This window comes from Herbidospora sp. RD11066, assembly GCF_054661255.1.
Map to the genome: position 1 here is coordinate 394,012 of NZ_BAAGDO010000007.1, position 15,176 is coordinate 409,187.

At 69.5% G+C, this 15,176-nt stretch carries 14 protein-coding genes; 7 read left to right on the plus strand and 7 right to left on the minus strand.

Features of this window, described 5'->3' with window-relative positions; genetic code table 11:
- Nucleotides 1–67 precede the first annotated feature (67 nt).
- Complete coding sequence (locus ACYQ78_RS27030; RefSeq protein WP_459803721.1) at nt 68–811, minus strand: endonuclease/exonuclease/phosphatase family protein; 744 nt, start codon at nt 809–811, stop codon at nt 68–70.
- A gap of 229 nt (nt 812–1,040) precedes the next feature.
- On the opposite strand from ACYQ78_RS27030, the gene ACYQ78_RS27035 reads away from it, so the two are divergent.
- The 3 genes from ACYQ78_RS27035 (at nt 1,041) to ACYQ78_RS27045 (ending at nt 4,012) form a co-directional block, all read left to right on the plus strand.
- Complete coding sequence (locus ACYQ78_RS27035) at nt 1,041–1,676, plus strand: GntR family transcriptional regulator (protein WP_459803722.1); 636 nt, start codon at nt 1,041–1,043, stop codon at nt 1,674–1,676.
- Between the two features lie 127 nt (nt 1,677–1,803).
- Nucleotides 1,804–2,463, plus strand: coding sequence for a cysteine hydrolase family protein (locus ACYQ78_RS27040; protein WP_459803723.1), 660 nt, complete (start codon nt 1,804–1,806; stop codon nt 2,461–2,463).
- Nucleotide 2,464: 1 nt separating this feature from the next.
- Nucleotides 2,465–4,012, plus strand: a complete 1,548-nt coding sequence (locus ACYQ78_RS27045; protein WP_459803724.1) for a hypothetical protein — start codon at nt 2,465–2,467, stop codon at nt 4,010–4,012.
- A 60-nt stretch (nt 4,013–4,072) separates the two neighbouring features.
- Here ACYQ78_RS27045 and ACYQ78_RS27050 read toward each other — a convergent pair whose 3' ends face one another.
- Nucleotides 4,073–4,867: a DUF1206 domain-containing protein gene (locus ACYQ78_RS27050; protein WP_459803725.1), complete on the minus strand. Its 795-nt coding sequence runs from the start codon at nt 4,865–4,867 to the stop codon at nt 4,073–4,075.
- 126 nt (nt 4,868–4,993) lie between these two features.
- Between ACYQ78_RS27050 and ACYQ78_RS27055 the strand changes: the two genes are divergently transcribed.
- Entirely contained in the window at nt 4,994–6,187 is a 1,194-nt protein-coding gene (locus ACYQ78_RS27055) for a CHAP domain-containing protein (protein ID WP_459803726.1), read from the plus strand.
- A gap of 233 nt (nt 6,188–6,420) precedes the next feature.
- Nucleotides 6,421–6,636, plus strand: a complete 216-nt coding sequence (locus tag ACYQ78_RS27060; RefSeq protein WP_459803727.1) for a hypothetical protein — start codon at nt 6,421–6,423, stop codon at nt 6,634–6,636.
- A 56-nt stretch (nt 6,637–6,692) separates the two neighbouring features.
- On the opposite strand, the gene ACYQ78_RS27065 is transcribed toward ACYQ78_RS27060, so the two are convergent.
- Complete coding sequence (locus ACYQ78_RS27065; RefSeq protein WP_459803728.1) at nt 6,693–7,583, minus strand: SDR family oxidoreductase; 891 nt, start codon at nt 7,581–7,583, stop codon at nt 6,693–6,695.
- 67 nt (nt 7,584–7,650) lie between these two features.
- Between ACYQ78_RS27065 and ACYQ78_RS27070 the strand changes: the two genes are divergently transcribed.
- Nucleotides 7,651–8,307 carry a TetR family transcriptional regulator gene (locus tag ACYQ78_RS27070; RefSeq protein WP_459803729.1) on the plus strand — a complete coding sequence of 219 codons (657 nt, stop codon included), beginning with the start codon at nt 7,651–7,653 and terminating at the stop codon, nt 8,305–8,307.
- Here ACYQ78_RS27070 and ACYQ78_RS27075 read toward each other — a convergent pair.
- The 4 genes from ACYQ78_RS27075 to secA2 form a co-directional block, all read right to left on the minus strand.
- Nucleotides 8,243–9,259 carry a tetratricopeptide repeat protein gene (locus ACYQ78_RS27075; RefSeq protein ID WP_459803730.1) on the minus strand — a complete coding sequence of 339 codons (1,017 nt, stop codon included), beginning with the start codon at nt 9,257–9,259 and terminating at the stop codon, nt 8,243–8,245. The two genes, ACYQ78_RS27070 and ACYQ78_RS27075, sit on opposite strands and share 65 nt — an antisense overlap.
- Nucleotides 9,210–10,748 carry an ATP-binding protein gene (locus ACYQ78_RS27080; protein ID WP_459803731.1) on the minus strand — a complete coding sequence of 513 codons (1,539 nt, stop codon included), beginning with the start codon at nt 10,746–10,748 and terminating at the stop codon, nt 9,210–9,212. The genes ACYQ78_RS27075 and ACYQ78_RS27080 overlap by 50 nt, the downstream gene beginning before the upstream one ends.
- Nucleotides 10,745–11,002, minus strand: a complete 258-nt coding sequence (locus ACYQ78_RS27085; RefSeq protein WP_459803732.1) for a hypothetical protein — start codon at nt 11,000–11,002, stop codon at nt 10,745–10,747. The genes ACYQ78_RS27080 and ACYQ78_RS27085 overlap by 4 nt, the downstream gene beginning before the upstream one ends.
- Nucleotides 11,003–11,200: 198 nt before the next feature.
- On the minus strand, nt 11,201–13,453 hold the full coding sequence (secA2, locus tag ACYQ78_RS27090) for an accessory Sec system translocase SecA2 (RefSeq protein WP_459803733.1): 2,253 nt from the start codon (nt 13,451–13,453) through the stop codon (nt 11,201–11,203).
- A 127-nt stretch (nt 13,454–13,580) separates the two neighbouring features.
- Between secA2 and ACYQ78_RS27095 the strand changes: the two genes are divergently transcribed.
- Nucleotides 13,581–15,161: a phytoene desaturase family protein gene (locus tag ACYQ78_RS27095; protein WP_459803734.1), complete on the plus strand. Its 1,581-nt coding sequence runs from the start codon at nt 13,581–13,583 to the stop codon at nt 15,159–15,161.
- Nucleotides 15,162–15,176 lie beyond the last annotated feature (15 nt).

Below are 15,176 nucleotides of genomic sequence, written 5' to 3' on the forward strand. Positions count from 1 at the left end.
TCGTGGTCGTGATGCGGGTGCTCGTTCATGACGTGCCCTCCGTCGCGGCGATGGTGATTACGGAGAGTTATCGGCCGGTTGCTGCGGGATCAAACGGCTGGGGCGTCGCCGAGCCGCGCAGGATGCGGTGGTCGGACAGCCAGGGCAGCCAGCCGCCGCCGCTCGCGGTCCGGTTGGTGAAGTGGCTGCTCAGCAGGATGTAGTCGATCTTCAGGTCCTGTTCGGGGAAGGTCACCCGGGCGATCGGGTCGATCTCGTGGAAGCGGCGGTAGAGGTTGCGGATCGGGGCCGTGCCGGGGCTCAGGTTGAGGTCGCCGCCGATGACGAGCGGGCCCGTCCATCCCCGGATGATCGTGTCGATGTAGTTGACGTGCATCTCGCGGTTGTGGCCCTTGTAGTCGACGTGGGTCGTGCACAACCGGGTCGAGCGGGCGGCGAGGATCGCGTCCACGCAGAGGAGCGCGCGCTGTTCGTCGCGGTGCGGGTTCGGCAGCGGCCAGACGGCGCGGGCGGTGGTGGGGCCCTTGACGAAAATGGCGATGCCGAAACGGTGGTCGCCCCAGTTTCTGGCGCACGATTTGTTGTCGCGGACCGTGACCACGTAGTCGGAATGGTATTCGGAGAGGCGGGCGCGGAGCGCGTCGTACTGTTTGCCGCAGAGTTCCTGGAGGAAGACGGCGTCGGCGCGGTTGATCTGGCGTTGCAGGATCGACGTCCACGTGCCGAGTGAGAAGTCGGTCTCGCAGAGACCGCCGCAGACGTTGAACGTCAGCAGTTTGAGCGGCTCGGCGGCGGGTTCGGGTACGGGCATGGGAGTGCTGGTCGGAACCGGCGTGGTCACGGACGTCGGTTCCGGCGGCACGGGCGTCGAGGCAGGAGCCGACGCTGGAGATGACAAAAGCCCCATAATGGTAATAACTCGTGTTATCACGCTTTACCTCCCCCAAAGGTACCTCTAATGGTACAGAAGTGCTTTTTCGTGCCCGTGGGAAGGTGTGCGTGATTGATCTGCCAGAGTTGGGGGGTCAGAGGAGGTGGGCGTGCTCGAATCGGCCAGTCTCGTCGAGCTGTCGATGAACCAGCTCCGCGAGGACATCCTGAGCGGCGCGCTCCAGCCGGGGGAGCGCCTGATCGAGGAGGCCCTCACGCGGAGGTTCGGCATCAGCAGGGCGCCGTTGCGCGAGGCCCTGCGGCTGCTCGACGAACAGGGGCTCGTGGAGCACCTGCCCAGGCGCGGGGTGCGGGTGGCGCAACTGTCCGAGCGCGACGTCGACGAGCTGTTCGGGCTGCGCGACGTCCTGGAGCAATATGCCGTCTCGCTCTCGATGCCGCTGGAGGCCGGTGCCCACGTCGGCGAGCTGGAAGACGCGTTGAAGGCGATGGACGTCGCCGCCAAGAAGGGCGACCTCCGCGAGGAGAACGACGCCCACTGCCGGTTCCACATCGCCATGGTCGGCCTGGCCGGCCAGCGCCAGCTGCTGCTCGCCTACCGGCCCGTGATCCGCAAGCTCCAGCTCTACATGGCCGCCAACCTGCGGCGCGAGGTCGAGCACGTCGGCGATCCGGGCGACGGGGTGCGCCGGCACCGCAAGCTCTTCGACGCCGTCGTCAGCCAGGACGCCCCGACCGTGCTGGCCGCGCTCGCCTCCCACGGCGCACGGACGTACATCGGGTAACCCGCCGTTAACGGGACGCGGCGGCAGCGGATACAAATTCTGTCGACAATCGACGACATGGACCGCCCGGCCGGTCCGGCGTCGGGGGACGTACCGGCCCTGGAAGCAGTATTCAGAGGAGCCGGTCGTGCCCACTGTCGACGCGTCCCCCTATCCGTTCACGTTCTCCACAGAGTCGGCCGCGCTGCTGGTCATCGACATGCAGCGCGATTTCGTCGAGCCCGGCGGGTTCGGCGAGACCCTCGGGAACGACGTCAGCAAGTTGCAGAAGGTCGTGCCCCCGCTGGCCAGACTGCTCGGCGCCGCCCGCGCGGCCGGGCTGATGGTCATCCACACGCGGGAGGGCCACGTACCCGATCTGTCCGACTGCCCGCCCGCGAAGCTCAATCGCGGCGCGCCGTCGATGCGCATCGGGGATCCCGGCCCGAAGGGCCGGATCCTGATCAGAGGTGAGTACGGTCACGACATCGTCGACGACCTCAAACCCCTGGAAGGCGAGCCGGTCATCGACAAACCCGGCAAAGGCTCGTTCTACGCCACCAACCTCGGTGAACTGCTGGCCGAGAAGGGCGTCACCTCGCTGATCGTGACCGGTGTCACGACCGAGGTCTGCGTGCACACGACCGTGCGGGAGGCCAACGACCGGGGCTTCGAGTGCCTCGTCGTGTCCGACTGCGTCGGGTCGTACTTCGACGAGTTCCAGGAAGCGGGACTCGCCATGATCGCCGCCCAGGGCGGCATCTTCGGCTGGGTCGCGCCCTCCGACAAGCTCATCGAGGTGATGTGAGATGACCACCCCCGCAGTGAAGATCCCACGATGGGTGCCGGGCGACACCAACGCCTTCTTCGGCCTCGGGTTCAACGTCCTGGTGAACGTGCTGACCCTCACGGCGCTGTGCGTCGGCGTGGTGCACATCTCCGGCGGCGACGTGTACGGCGTGATCCTCCCGGCCCTCGGCATCCAGCTGCTGATCGGCAACGTCTACTACACCTACCTGGCCCGCAGGCTGGCGAAGAAGGAGAACCGCCTCGACGTCTGCGCGATGCCGTACGGTCCGTCGGTCCCGCACATGTTCATCGTCGTGTTCGTGATCATGTTGCCGACGTACCTGGCCACCAACGACCCGATCGCGGCCTGGCAGGCCGGTCTGGCCTGGTGCTTCATCATCGGCCTGATCGTCCTGCTGGGCGCGTTCATCGGCCCGGTGATCCGCAAGTACACCCCGCAGGCGGCCATGCTCGGCACGCTGGCGGGCATCTCGATCGCCTTCATCTCGATGCGCCCGGCGGCGCAGATGTGGGAGGCGCTCTGGATCGCGCTGCCGGTCCTGGTGATCATCCTGGTCGGGTTCTTCACCGACCTGAAGCTCCCGGGCAACATCCCGATCGGCCTGGCGGCCCTGCTCGTCGGCTCGGCCATCGGCTGGATCGGCGGCTACATGGAGCCCGCCGCCGTCGGCGCGGCCGTCAGCGACATCGCGATCGGCCTGCCGACACTGAAGCTCGACCTTCTCATCAACGGCCTGAGTGAGGTCGCGCCACTGCTGGCGACGGCCATCCCGCTGGGCATCTACAACTTCACCGAGGGCATGGCCAACGTCGAGTCGGCCGCCGTCGCCGGTGACAAGTACAACCTGCGCGCCGTCCTGATCGCCGACGGCGCGGGCGCCGTGGTCGGCTCGGCCCTGGGTTCGCCGTTCCCGCCCGCCGTCTACATCGGCCACCCCGGCTGGAAGGCGGCCGGCGGCCGGACGGCCTACTCGATGGCCAGCGGCGTCGTCATCGCCCTGTTCTGCTTCCTCGGCCTGTTCAGCGTGCTGGCGACCCTGCTCCCGACGCCCGCGATCGTGCCGATCCTGCTCTACATCGGCCTGCTGATCGGCGCCCAGGCGTTCCAGGAGGTGCCGCGCGTCCACGCGGTCGCGGTCGTGATGGCGATCATCCCCAACATCGCCTCGTGGGCGGCCACCCAGATGAACAACGTCATCGCCGCCTCGGGCGTGGCGGTGACCGCCGACCAGATCGCCGCGGCCGGGACGGTCTACCACGGCACCGTGCTGCTGGGTGGCGGCGCCATCCTGGCGGGTCTGGTGCTGGGCGCGGTCGTCGCGTTCATCATCGACCGCAACTTCTTCTGGGCGGCGGGCTACGCGCTGTTCGGCGCCGTGCTCTCGTTCATCGGCCTGGTCCACGCGGAGAAGGTCGGCTGGAACGTCGGCGGTCAGATCGCCCTCGGTTATCTCTTCGCCGCGATCGTCCTGATCGGCTTCGGCCTCTGGAAGGGCCGTTCTCCGGAACCTGCCCCGGTGAAGGAGGAGGCCCCGGTCGAGGCCTGACCACCCCACAGCGAGGGGCCTCCCGCCGGCCGGTCGGGAGGCCCCTCTTTCGCGTGCGTCTCAGGTGCGGTGCCAGCGGCTCTCCGCGAAGCAGTAGACGGCGAAGAGGATGAGGCCGATCGCGACCGCGCCGAGCAGCCACGGGCCCATCGGGGTGTCCGAGAGCGACTTGAGGGCGTCGTCGATGCCCGCCGCCTTGTCCGGGTCGTAGGTCAGGGCCGCCTGGCCGACCAGCACCCCGGCCGCGATGGCGACGACGCCGCGGGCGATGTAGCCGGCCTTGCCGAGGCGCACGACGGTGGTCCGGGCCTTGGGCTCGGTCACGTGCATGTCGCGCATGAACTTCTCGGTCCAGCCCTCGTGGATCCAGTAGACGCCCAGCGCCATCAGGCCCAGTGCGAACAGGCCGACCAGGAACTGGCCGCCGGGCATCTCGAGGAGCGCGCGGGTGGCGTCCTGCGACTGCGAGTCGGTGCTGGCCGCCTCCTTGCCCTTCACGAGGAGGGCGACGATGGAGAACACCAGGGCCGCGTAGACGACGGCGCGGGCGACCGACTCGACCCGCTCGCGGACCTTGGTCCGGCCCCAGATCGCCTCGCCGATCTGCCAGATCGTCAGGCCCGTCAGGCCGACGGCCATGACCCAGAGCACGACCGACCCGAAGGGCTGCTCGGCGAGCATGTGGATCGCGCCTGACTTGTCGGCTTCCTCCCCGCCCGAGCCGCCGAAGGCGATCTGCAGCGCGACCAGTCCGATGAGGGCGTAAAGCACGCCCCTGGCGGCGAATCCGACCTTCGCCAGCTTGTCGAGCAGGGGGTGTTGCACGGCCCTGCGTGCGGTCTCGACCGGCGTCATGGCGCGTCCCTTCGTTGAGGCTGGACCCCTTCTGCCGCGTATGTCGATCAGTAAACCCAAAGCAAAGTTTTGTATGGTTCTCTTACGGTTCGTCGTAAATGGGGCCTAATGTCCGGTTACTCAGCCGTGACCAAAGGAGATCCCCCCATTTCCCCCAACACCGACTCGCTGCTCGACGCGGCCCGGCAGGAACTGGGCTACAGCGCGCAGGCGGGCACGCAGAGCAAGTACGGCACCTGGTATAGCGACGGCAAAGACCCCTCCCTCGCCGCCGCCCCCTGGTGCGACACCTTCGTCTCATATGCCGGTCAGTCGGCCGGCATCCTGAACCAGGTCGGCAGCTTCGCCGCCTCGGCCGACCACGCCGAGTGGTTCAAGTCCAAGAGCGCCTGGACCAGCGAGCCCAAGCCGGGCGCGGTCGCCTTCCTCAAGGACCACGGCCAGGTCGGCGTGGTCGAGAAGGTCGCCGACGGCAAGGTCACCACGATCGAGGCCCTCAACGGCTCGGTCCAGCGGGTGACCAGGACCACGTCCGATTTCTCCGGGTACGGCGTTCCGGACCTGGTCGTCCATCCCGTGTACGAAGGCTCGACCACCGCCTCCTATTTCTGGGACGACGGTTCGGGCCGCAACGGAGACACCGGCGCCCCCGCGTCGGGCAAGCCCATGCAGAAAGGACTGGCGGCCAGTCCGAGCTGGCCCATGGGCACCGAAGGCTATGTCATGCACGACGGCAAGAAGGCGCCCTTCTTCGTCGGCGACCGGGGACCGGGCTCCCCGTCGGGCAGCGGCATCATGCTCGACCTCGACGGCCAGACCTTCGCCGACCTCACCGGCGGCACCTGGAACGACAGCAGCCTGACCGTGGAGGGCAACGGCGGCGCCGGTCACATCGACATCGACTACGTGATCACCAAGTGGGGCGAGGGCCTGGGCAAGAAGGGCGCCCCGGTCGCGTTCTCGGAGGGCGCCTACAACCAGCGCAGCGACCCCTCGGATCCGCCGGCGATCACCTTCAAGCCGTCCAGCTCCGAGGACGTCACCTGCGCCCCGAACGAGGCGCCCATCGCCCCGCAGAAGGCCGCCCCCGCCAAGAAGATCGTGGCCGCACCGGCCCCCGTGCCGGTGACCCCGCAGCCGAAGAAGACCGTCGCGATCCCGTCGGTCACCCACGTGGCCTACGACACCACGACTCCACGGCCGGAGACGCCCGTGCCGGTCATCGCCTCCGGGCTGGTGGCCTGTGCGCTCGTCGCGGTCGGCATGCGCTTCCTGATCGTCCAGGCCAGGAAGGGCAGGCACGAAAAGACCGGGGCATAGGGAAGAAGCGGGCCCCGAACCAGCGATCCGCGCCCCGTCTCCCAGGGGGCGCGGATCGTTGAATTCTGAATACTCGAATGAGCCCGGCGGCTTTTGCCTTTCTGTGCCAGTTTCTCATTTCCGGGTCCGTGGCCCGTTCCACCTGAGAAATCGCTCTTGCGCGCCGGTGATCTCCGGTTGAGGATCAACGGGTAGCGGCTCTTTCCCGCGCGGATCCACAGAAAGGCAACACCATGAAAGTTCTGAAAAGGGCGTTCGTCGGTCTCGCCATCGCCGGAGCTGTTTTCTCCATGTCCGGCACCGCACACGCCGAGAGCAAGTTCTACGGGGGCTACCCCGACTCGGGCAACTGCAATTACTGGCGATCCGCCGTGAAGGCGGCCGGCTGGTCGGTCTCGAGCTGCACGTATTCCACGCCGAACAAGTGGCACTTCACCGCCTGGCGGTAAAGACTCGAATAAGGTGCGGGGTCCGGCCGGGGAAAATGGCCGGGCCCTTCACCGCGTTATACGAAAACGCCGGTCAGCCTTTCCGAGACGAGCCAGAGGCGTTCGGCGTCGTCGCCGTTCAACGCTCTTTTCGGTACGCGCGCCGCTTTCGCCGGGCCGGTCAGTTCGCCGAACCCGCCGGGCCCGTAGTAACCACCGCCGACCGCCTCGGGGCTCATCGCGGCGAACCACGTCGGCAGGATCCCGCCCTCGATCTCCTGCCACATGCCCGGAATGCGGTAGGCGATCGCGTTGAACCGTCTCACCAGCCGGGCGCGCGTTCCCGAGGCCCCGTGGGTGGGCCCGGTGAACTGGAGATTGGTCTTCGTCCCGCCCGGGTGGGCGGCGTTGCTCAGCACGTTCCACCCGTTGAGGCGGGAGCGCCGGTCGAGTTCCCGCGCGAACATCAGGTTCGCCAGCTTCGAGGCGCCGTACGCGGCGCGCGGCGTGTAGCGGCGGGTGCTCTGCAGGTCGTCGAAGTCGAGCCGCCCCCACCGGTTGGTGAGGCTGCTCAGCGTGGTCACCCGCCCGCCGCGCAGTAGCGGCAGCAGGGGCAGGGTCAGCGCGAAGTGCCCTAGATAGTTGGCCCCGAACTGCAGCTCGAACCCGTCTCTGGTCTCGTCGCGGACCGGCGGGGTCATGATCCCGGCGTTGTTGACCAGCCGGTCGATCGGCCGCCCCTCGGCGAGAAGCCGCCCGGCCAGCGCCGCGACCGACGCGAGGTCGGCCAGATCGAAGATCTCGACCCGGAGGTTCGCCCGGGGGAACTCGCCCCTGATCCGCTCGGCCGCCGCACGGCCCTTGTCCGGATTCCTGACGGCCATGACGACCTCGGCGCCCTCCTGGACGAAACGCCTGGTCAGCCCGTATCCGATTCCGGAGTTGGCTCCGGTGATGACTGCGTACATGCCAGCCACAATAAGAGACCACTGGTCGATTAGCAAGCGACCAGTGGTCTGATATATCGTCGATCGCGTGGATTTCCAGCGGGCGCGCAAGCCGGAACAGGTGGAGGTGAGGCGGGCCGCGATCCTCGGCGCCGCCCGCGAGATGCTGCGCGACCGCTCACTGGCCGAGATCAGCCTCAACGAACTGAGCGCCAGGGCGGGCCTGGCCAAGTCGAACGTCCTGCGCTACTTCGGCAGCCGAGAAGTGATCTACCTGGAGATCCTCGACGAGACCTGGCGCGCCTGGCTCGACCGGCTGACCCTCGACCCGGGCGACGTGACCACCGGCTACGCCCGCGAAGAACGCGTCGCCACCCAGATCGCCGACGCGATGATCGCCGACCCGGGCATGTGCGAACTGATCGCCGCGATGGCCTCGGTCCTCGAACGCAACATGCCCCTCGCCTACGCCCGCGACTTCAAGCGCCGAGCCAGCGACAACAGCGAACGTCTCGCCACGATGGTGGGCGCGGCGCTGCCCCATCTGGGTCCGGCCGCCCTGCGCCACTTCGGCGGCGCGGTCTTCGTCGTCACCGCCGGCCTGTGGCCCTACGCGACGCCGTCGGGAACGGTCGCCCAGGTGTCGAAGGAGATGGGCGCACCCCCGGCCGCCGAGATGTTCACGACGGGGCTCCGCGAGGGCCTGACCAACCTGCTGGTCGGCCTCTCCGCCCGGACCTCATGAGTCTGGCTCTACTCGAGGATCCGCTGTTCGCGTGGCGTCCCCAGCCGTTGGAAGAGGACGTGTGCTTCTTCGAGAAGTCCGTCCGCACCTGGCCGAGGAGCCGCAGTGTCTCGGCCTGGCCGACGGGGTTGGGTAGTCGCCGGCAGATCGTGAGTGCCTGGGTGAGCAGGTGGGTGGCGGTCCGGTGGTCGCCCAGGAGGTGACGGTCGTGGCCGAGTTCGGTCAGCGCACTGGCCCGGCCCGCGGGATGGTCGATGGACCGGTATGCGGTCAGGGCGCGTTCGTGCAGTCGCAGGGCGGTGTCGAGGTCGCCCGCGTTCCGGTGCAGGCGGCCGAGATCACGGTCGCAGTCGGCCTCGCCGAGGCGGTCGTGGATGCTCCGGTAGAGGTCGCGGGCGCGTTCGTGGAGGGGGGCGGCGTCCTGCCCGGTGGCCTCCCGGACGCGTCCGAGGACGTTGAGCGCGTTGGCCTGGGCGAGGCGTCGGCCGGTGGTCTCGGCGTGGGACAGGGCGTGGTGCAGCAGGTCCTCCGCCGCGTGGTAGTCGCCGGTCCGGTAGCGGACTCGGGCCAGCTCCCAGCTCATGACGGCCTCTCGACTGCGCTCGCCCAGGTCCGCGTAGCGGTTCCGAACCTGTTCCCATCGCTGGGCCGCGGCCGGAAATCGGCCGGTCAGATACATGATGTTGCCGAGCTGGTAGTGCGCTGCGGCCATTCCCAGGAGGTCTCCCGAGCCACGCAGCATCGTCAAGGCCGCTTCGAGGAGTTCCGCGGCGCGGCGGTACCGTCCGGTCATCTGGAGCGGACCACAGGCCGCGACCAGCGCCTTGGCCTCGCGCAGCGGGTCGCCGAGCTCCCGGGACAGCGCGGCGACCTGTTCATGGACGGCGGCCGACGCCCGGTAGTCACACGCGAGGTAGCGGGTCACACCCAGCTCGGTCAGGGCGTTGGCCATGCCCGGCCGGTCTCCGTGCCGGTCGTACAGCCGCCGGGCCTCTTCCAGCAGGGACGATGGCGGGGTGGTGGTCGCCGAGCCGCCGTCGCAGGTGGGCGAGGTCGACGGATGCGTTCGCGCGGTCCTGATCGTTGGTGGCGGCGCTCACGGCGTGCTGATGAAGGACTGCGGCCTGCTGCCAGAGCCCCTCCGACGCCAGGAACGCGGCGAGCGCGGCGGACAGGGCGGTCACGCGCTCGGCCTGCGCATGCCTGATGGCGTATTCCGCGCAGGCCAGCAGGTTGCCGCGCTCGGTGCGCAGCCAGGCCAGCGCGGCGGCACGGGTGGCGGGGTCGCTGTCCGGGCCGGTGGGCAGATGCCGGTCGGCGGCCTGCGCGCCGCTCTGGTAGTGGTCGAGCAGCCGGGCGACGGCCTCGCCGGTCTCGCCGGCGGTGACGCGGGAGCGGGCGTAGGCGCGGGTCAGGTCGTGCAGGCGATAGCGGCCCGGTACGGATTCCTCGACGAGGTGCTCCACATACAGGGCGGCCAGTTCCCGCTCGGCCTGGCCGGGCGTGAGTCCGGCCAGAGCGGCGGCGGCCCACGGGTCGATGTCTGCGCCAGGGTGCACGCCCAGTAGGCGGAACAGTCGCCGCCGCGGAGCGGGCAGGTTCCGGTAGGACAGGTCGAAGGCGACGGTCACGGCACGCTCGCCGACGGCGAGCCGGTCGAGCCGGTCGACGGCCGCGGTGAAGTGCTCGGCGTATCGGTTGATCGACCAGGCGGGCAGGTGGGCCAGGCGGCCCGCCAGCAGTCCGATGGCCAGCGGCAGGTGGCCGCACCGGGCCACCAGGTCGGCGACGGCCGCCGGCTCGCCCGGTCGTGGCGCTCGGCGGCTCAACCGGAGGAACAGCTCACCAGCCTGGCCGGGTGGGAGCGGGTCGAGCGTCAGCGGTTCGGCGTCGTCGAAGGCGAGCAGCCGGCGGCGGCTCGTGATCAGGACCAGACAGCGGCCGTCGCCGGGTAACAGCGGCTCGACCTGCGCCTGGCCGTCGGCGTCGTCCAGCACCAGCAGCACGCGTCTGCCCGCCAGCCGGTCGCGCCACGCGCGGGCCCGCGCGTCCAGACCGGCCGGGATCTCCCCGGGTGCCAGACCGGCGGAGATGAGCAGGTCGGAGAGGATCTCACCCGGTTCGGCGGGAGGGGTGCCGGGCAGGTGAGCGTGCAGCCGGATGAACAACTGTCCGTCGGGGAAGTCGCCGGCGAGCCGGTGCGCCGCGTGGGTGACCAGGGCGGTCTTGCCGACGCCGGGCATGCCGTCGACGGCGCGGATGGCGGCGGTTCCCGTGAGCAGTCGGCGGAGTTCGTCGTCACGGCCGGTGAAGGCGGCCACGTCGCGGGGCAGGCCATATCGGACCGGAGAGGCGGGTCGGCCGACTTGGCCGACGTACAGGTCGCGGGCGGCGATGTGGACGTGGGCCCGGTCCTGGGCGTGTGCGTGAACGTCGGTCACTGGCCGGTGACGTGCATGTCCCGTCCGGCGATGAACTGACGTGAATCGTCCCGGGCGGTGGCGTTGATGACGACCGGCCGTTCCAGCAGCCGGAACAGGTCTGCGGGGTCGTCCACGAGCGGCTCCAGCCGCTGTGCCCACTCACGGCACAGGGCGGTCTCGGCCGCCGTGTCGCCCTGTGCCCGTGCCGCCAGCAGCCGGACCCGTGCCGTGTCCAGTTCATCCGGTATGCCGTCGGCCTCCGCGCGCCGCATCCGTCCGGCCCAGTCGGCGATCGCGGCTCGCGTTCGCTGTCAGGCATCGGTGGCCATCGCTCCGACCAGTGCCGTCGCGGCGGTGAGCAGGATCGGATCCACAGAAATCCCCTGTCTTCGATCTCACCGAATGTTGTCAGGTGATCGCATGACGTAGGGGTGGAATGCGCGGACTTCACCGCACGCCGTCCCCGGGTGCTAGCCCTTCTTGCGGCCTCGGAGCGCCGACGAGACGCGGCGCAGGACGCGGTCCCAGTCGGTGCCGAACGGGTTCTCCGAGACCAGGTAGGTCCACGTCGCCGAGGGGCGCTTCATGCCCTGTTCCGACAACGGCTCCGACAGGTCGAGGGCGTCGAAGCTGGCCGTGGAGCGCTTCTCGATCTCTTCGAGGAGTTTGCGGTAGGCCGGGAGGGCCTCGCGGTTGAACTCGTCGATGGGGCTGAGGCGGCCCAGGGCGCGCAGGTGGATGCCCTCGCGGAGGTCGGCGAGGAAGCCCAGGTGGTCGGTCCAGCACTGGTCGAGGTGGAACAGCAGGATCTGGCGGGCGGCGGAGGCGACGGCCTCCTCCGACGACTGTTCGACCAGTTCCCGGTAGCGCTCGGGGCGGGCGTCGCGGAGGGCTTCGGCGCCGGCGTCGCCGTAGAGGATGCGGTCGCGGTGTTCCAGCAGGCGGGTGCGCTGCTCCTCCAGCACTCGCGTGTAGCGCCAGGTGTTGCGGTGGATCTCGGTGTTGACGCCCTCGGCGATGCGCTGGGCGTGGCCGACCAGGTAGGTGCCCTGCTTGTCGCGGATCTGGCCGTCCTTGTCGGCCTTCGGCAGCGTCTCCTCGGGCAGGTAGGCCTTCAGCAGGTCGTCTTCGCCGCTGACGAAGAACACCGACCTGCCGGGGTCGCCCTGGCGCCCGGCCCGGCCGCGCAGCTGGTCGTCGAGGCGGCTGGACGGATGGCGGCCCGTCCCGATGACGAGCAGGCCGCCCAGGTCGGCGACCTTCGGGGAGCCGAGGCGGATGTCGGTGCCGCGGCCGGCCATCTGGGTGGAGACCGTCAGCGCGCCCAGTTCGCCCGCCTTGGCGATGATGGCGGCCTCTTCTGCGTCGTTCTTCGCGTTGAGGACGACCGGCTCCAGGCCCCGCGACCGCAGCTCCTTGGCCAGGGACTCCGATTCGGCGACGTCGAGCGTGCCGATGAGGATCGGGCGGCCGGTGGCGTGCTGGGCGGCGATCTCGTCGGCCAGGGCGAGCTCTTTGTCGATCAGCGACGGGTAGACGCGGTCGGGTTCGTCGACGCGGACGAACGGGCGGTTCGGGGCGATGACGGCGACCTTGAGCTTGTAGAACTCGCGCAGGTTCTCGCCGACGGCCACGGCGGTGCCGGTCATGCCGCAGATCTCGGGGTAGCGGGTGAGCAGGCCCTGGATGGTGATCGAGTCGATGATCTCGCCGGTGTCGGAGGGGGCCAGCTTCTCTTTGGCCTCCACCGCCGCCTGGAGCCCGTCGGGCCAGCGCTGGAGCTGGGCCACCCGGCCGCGCGAGGCGTTGACGAGCTGCACGCGGCCGTCGCGGATGATGTAGTCGACGTCGCGGACCAGCAGCGCGTGGGCGTGCAGGGCGAGGTTGATCTCGGTGACGGTGCCGGGGTGGTCGTACAGGCTGATTCCCAGAGCGGTTTCGACGGTGTCGGTGCCCTTGCTCGTCAGGAAGACGTTGCGGCCCTCGTCGTCGAGCTCGAAGTGGTAGCCGCGCGACAGGCGGCGCACCAGCGCGGCCATCTCGGGGACCACCGCGCCCGCGTCGGTCGCCCCGGCCAGCACGAGCGGCACGCGCGCCTCGTCGACGAGCACCGAGTCGGCCTCGTCGACCAGGGCGACCTGGGGCACCGGCTGGACGGTCGCGTCGGGGTCGGTGGCCAGGCGGTCGCGCAGGAGGTCGAAGCCGATCTCGCTGACGTTGGCGTAGGTGATGTCGCAGGCGTAGGCGGCGCGGCGCTCCTCGGCCGTGGACGCCTCGGCGATCCACCCGACCGTCAGGTTCATGGCGGCGTAGAAGGGCGCCATCCACTCGGCGTCGCGGCGGGCCAGGTAGTCGTTGACCGAGATGGCGTGCACCGACTTGCCGCGCAGCGCGAACCCCGCGGCTGCGAGCGCGCCCGCGAGGGTCTTGCCCTCGCCGGTGGCCATCTCGACGACGTTCCCCGACAACATGGCGAGCGTGCCGACGAGCTGCACGTCGAACGGGCGCTCGCCGAGGGTGCGGTCGGCGACCTCGCGGACCGCCGCGCAGAACTCGGCCGAGCCGACGTTCTTGGCCGCCATCTCGCGCAACTCCTCGAAGGAGAGGTCGCGGGCGCGGTCGGCGAGCGCCCCGGCGGCGGTGACGGTCCGCGCGAAGGGCGCGATGTCGACGCTGCCGGGCTTCTCAAGGAAACGCCGGATCAACTGGGATAGAGAGGCCACGCCCGCTCCAACGCGCTACACGAGTAGGTCGTTCCTGGGCACCCCGTAGGAAAAACCCCGGAATGACCGATGCTAGACCCAAGGGCAACCCTTGCGCTTTGACTGGTTATCCAGTCAGTGTTGAAGGATGAACGAGATCGCCGCCCAGCTCGGCCAGGTGGGGCTCCCCGAACCCGTGAAAGCCCTGGCGAGTCGCCGCTGGGACGTGGTGGTGGTCGGTGGCGGCCACAACGGCCTGACATGCGCGGCCTACCTGGCACGAGCGGGCAAATCGGTGCTCGTACTGGAGGCCCGGCAGCGCCTCGGTGGCGCGTGCACCCTGGAACGCCCGTTCGAAGATCCTCAGTACGTCGTGAGCCCCTGCGCCTACGTGGTCGGCCTGCTCGACGAGACGGTGATCCGCGAGCTCGACCTGAAACGCCGGGGCCTCGATTTCACGCTCGCCGACCCGCAGCTCTGGATCCCGTACGACGACGGCACCGCCTTCGCCCAGTGGCTCGACCACGACCGGACCGTCCACGCGCTGCGCGACCTCGGCCTGCCGCAGAAGGAGATCGACGGCTACCTCGCCTACGAGGACCTGTTCGACCAGATGCGGATCAGGCTCCGCAAGGGTGCCCGCGACACCTGGGCGGGTGAGTCGCCCTCCCGCGAGGAACTCGACGCGATCCTCGGCGACACCTATATGTCCGACGTCCTGTTCCACGCCTCGATCGCCGACGTGATCGACGACTTCGTCACCGACCAGCGGGTGAAGGACGCCCTGTTCGGCCAGGGCATCATCGGCACCTACGCCGGGCCCCGCGACCCCGGCACGGCCGCCGTCAAGCTCATGCACTTCATCGGCGAACTCGACGGCGTCGGCGCGGTCTGGGGCTACGTCAGGGGCGGCATGGGCATGGTCAGCTTCGCCATCGCCGACGCCGCCCGCGAGGCGGGAGCGGTGCTGGCCGCCGGGGTGCCGGTCGCCCAGGTGATCCCGGGCGAGGGCGTGCGCCTGGACGACGGCACGTTCATCGCCGCCTCGGCGGTCGTCTCCAACGCCGACCCCAAACGCCTGATGACCATGGTCACCGACGCGCCCGCCGACTACCGGCTGCGGATCGCCGAATGGGACGTCCGCAGCCCGGTCGTCAAGTTCAACGCCGCCCTCACCCGCCTGCCGACCTGGACGGCCGCCCCCGGCGAGACCTTCATGGCGCGCGGCGTGGTCGACGTGACGACCGGCCTCGACGAGGCCCAGCGCGCCTTCGAACGCTGCGAGGTCGGCGAACCGGCGGTGGGGTTCGGGGAGATCTACGTCCAGCCCGGCACGCATCTCATGAGTGTTTTCGGGCAGTACGCCCCCTATGGCGTCAAAGGTGGCTGGGAAGCGCGGCGGGACGAAGTGGCCCGGCAGTTCATCGACCTCATCAGCCGCTTCGCGCCCGACTTCCCCGACTGCCTGGCCCACTACGAGGTGCTCGGCCCGCCCGACATCGAGGCGCGCGTCGGGCTCACCGGGGGGCACATCTTCCAGGGTGAGGTGCGGCCGGACCAGATGTGGGACCGGCGGCTGACCCCTCGTACACCGATGGAAGGGGTGTATCTCTGCGGTGCGGCCACGCACCCGGGCGGCAGTGTTATCGCCCTGAATGGGCGGAATGCAGCCATGGCCGTACTGGTGGATATGGGAGACTCGACCCGGGGAACGGTCGATTGTCCCTAAGCTGAATCGGGTGAC

What these genes read in the sequence shown, in the direction of transcription:
- ACYQ78_RS27030 (WP_459803721.1), bottom strand. Translation starts at nt 811, where the DNA reads ATGCCCGTACCCGAACCCGCCGCCGAGCCGCTCAAACTGCTGACGTTC.
- ACYQ78_RS27045 (WP_459803724.1), top strand. Translation starts at nt 2,465, where the DNA reads ATGACCACCCCCGCAGTGAAGATCCCACGATGGGTGCCGGGCGACACC.
- ACYQ78_RS27050 (WP_459803725.1), bottom strand. Translation starts at nt 4,867, where the DNA reads ATGACGCCGGTCGAGACCGCACGCAGGGCCGTGCAACACCCCCTGCTC.
- ACYQ78_RS27060 (WP_459803727.1), top strand. Translation starts at nt 6,421, where the DNA reads ATGAAAGTTCTGAAAAGGGCGTTCGTCGGTCTCGCCATCGCCGGAGCT.
- ACYQ78_RS27065 (WP_459803728.1), bottom strand. Translation starts at nt 7,583, where the DNA reads ATGTACGCAGTCATCACCGGAGCCAACTCCGGAATCGGATACGGGCTG.
- ACYQ78_RS27075 (WP_459803730.1), bottom strand. Translation starts at nt 9,259, where the DNA reads ATGGCCAACGCCCTGACCGAGCTGGGTGTGACCCGCTACCTCGCGTGT.
- ACYQ78_RS27085 (WP_459803732.1), bottom strand. Translation starts at nt 11,002, where the DNA reads ATGCGGCGCGCGGAGGCCGACGGCATACCGGATGAACTGGACACGGCA.
- ACYQ78_RS27095 (WP_459803734.1), top strand. Translation starts at nt 13,581, where the DNA reads ATGAACGAGATCGCCGCCCAGCTCGGCCAGGTGGGGCTCCCCGAACCC.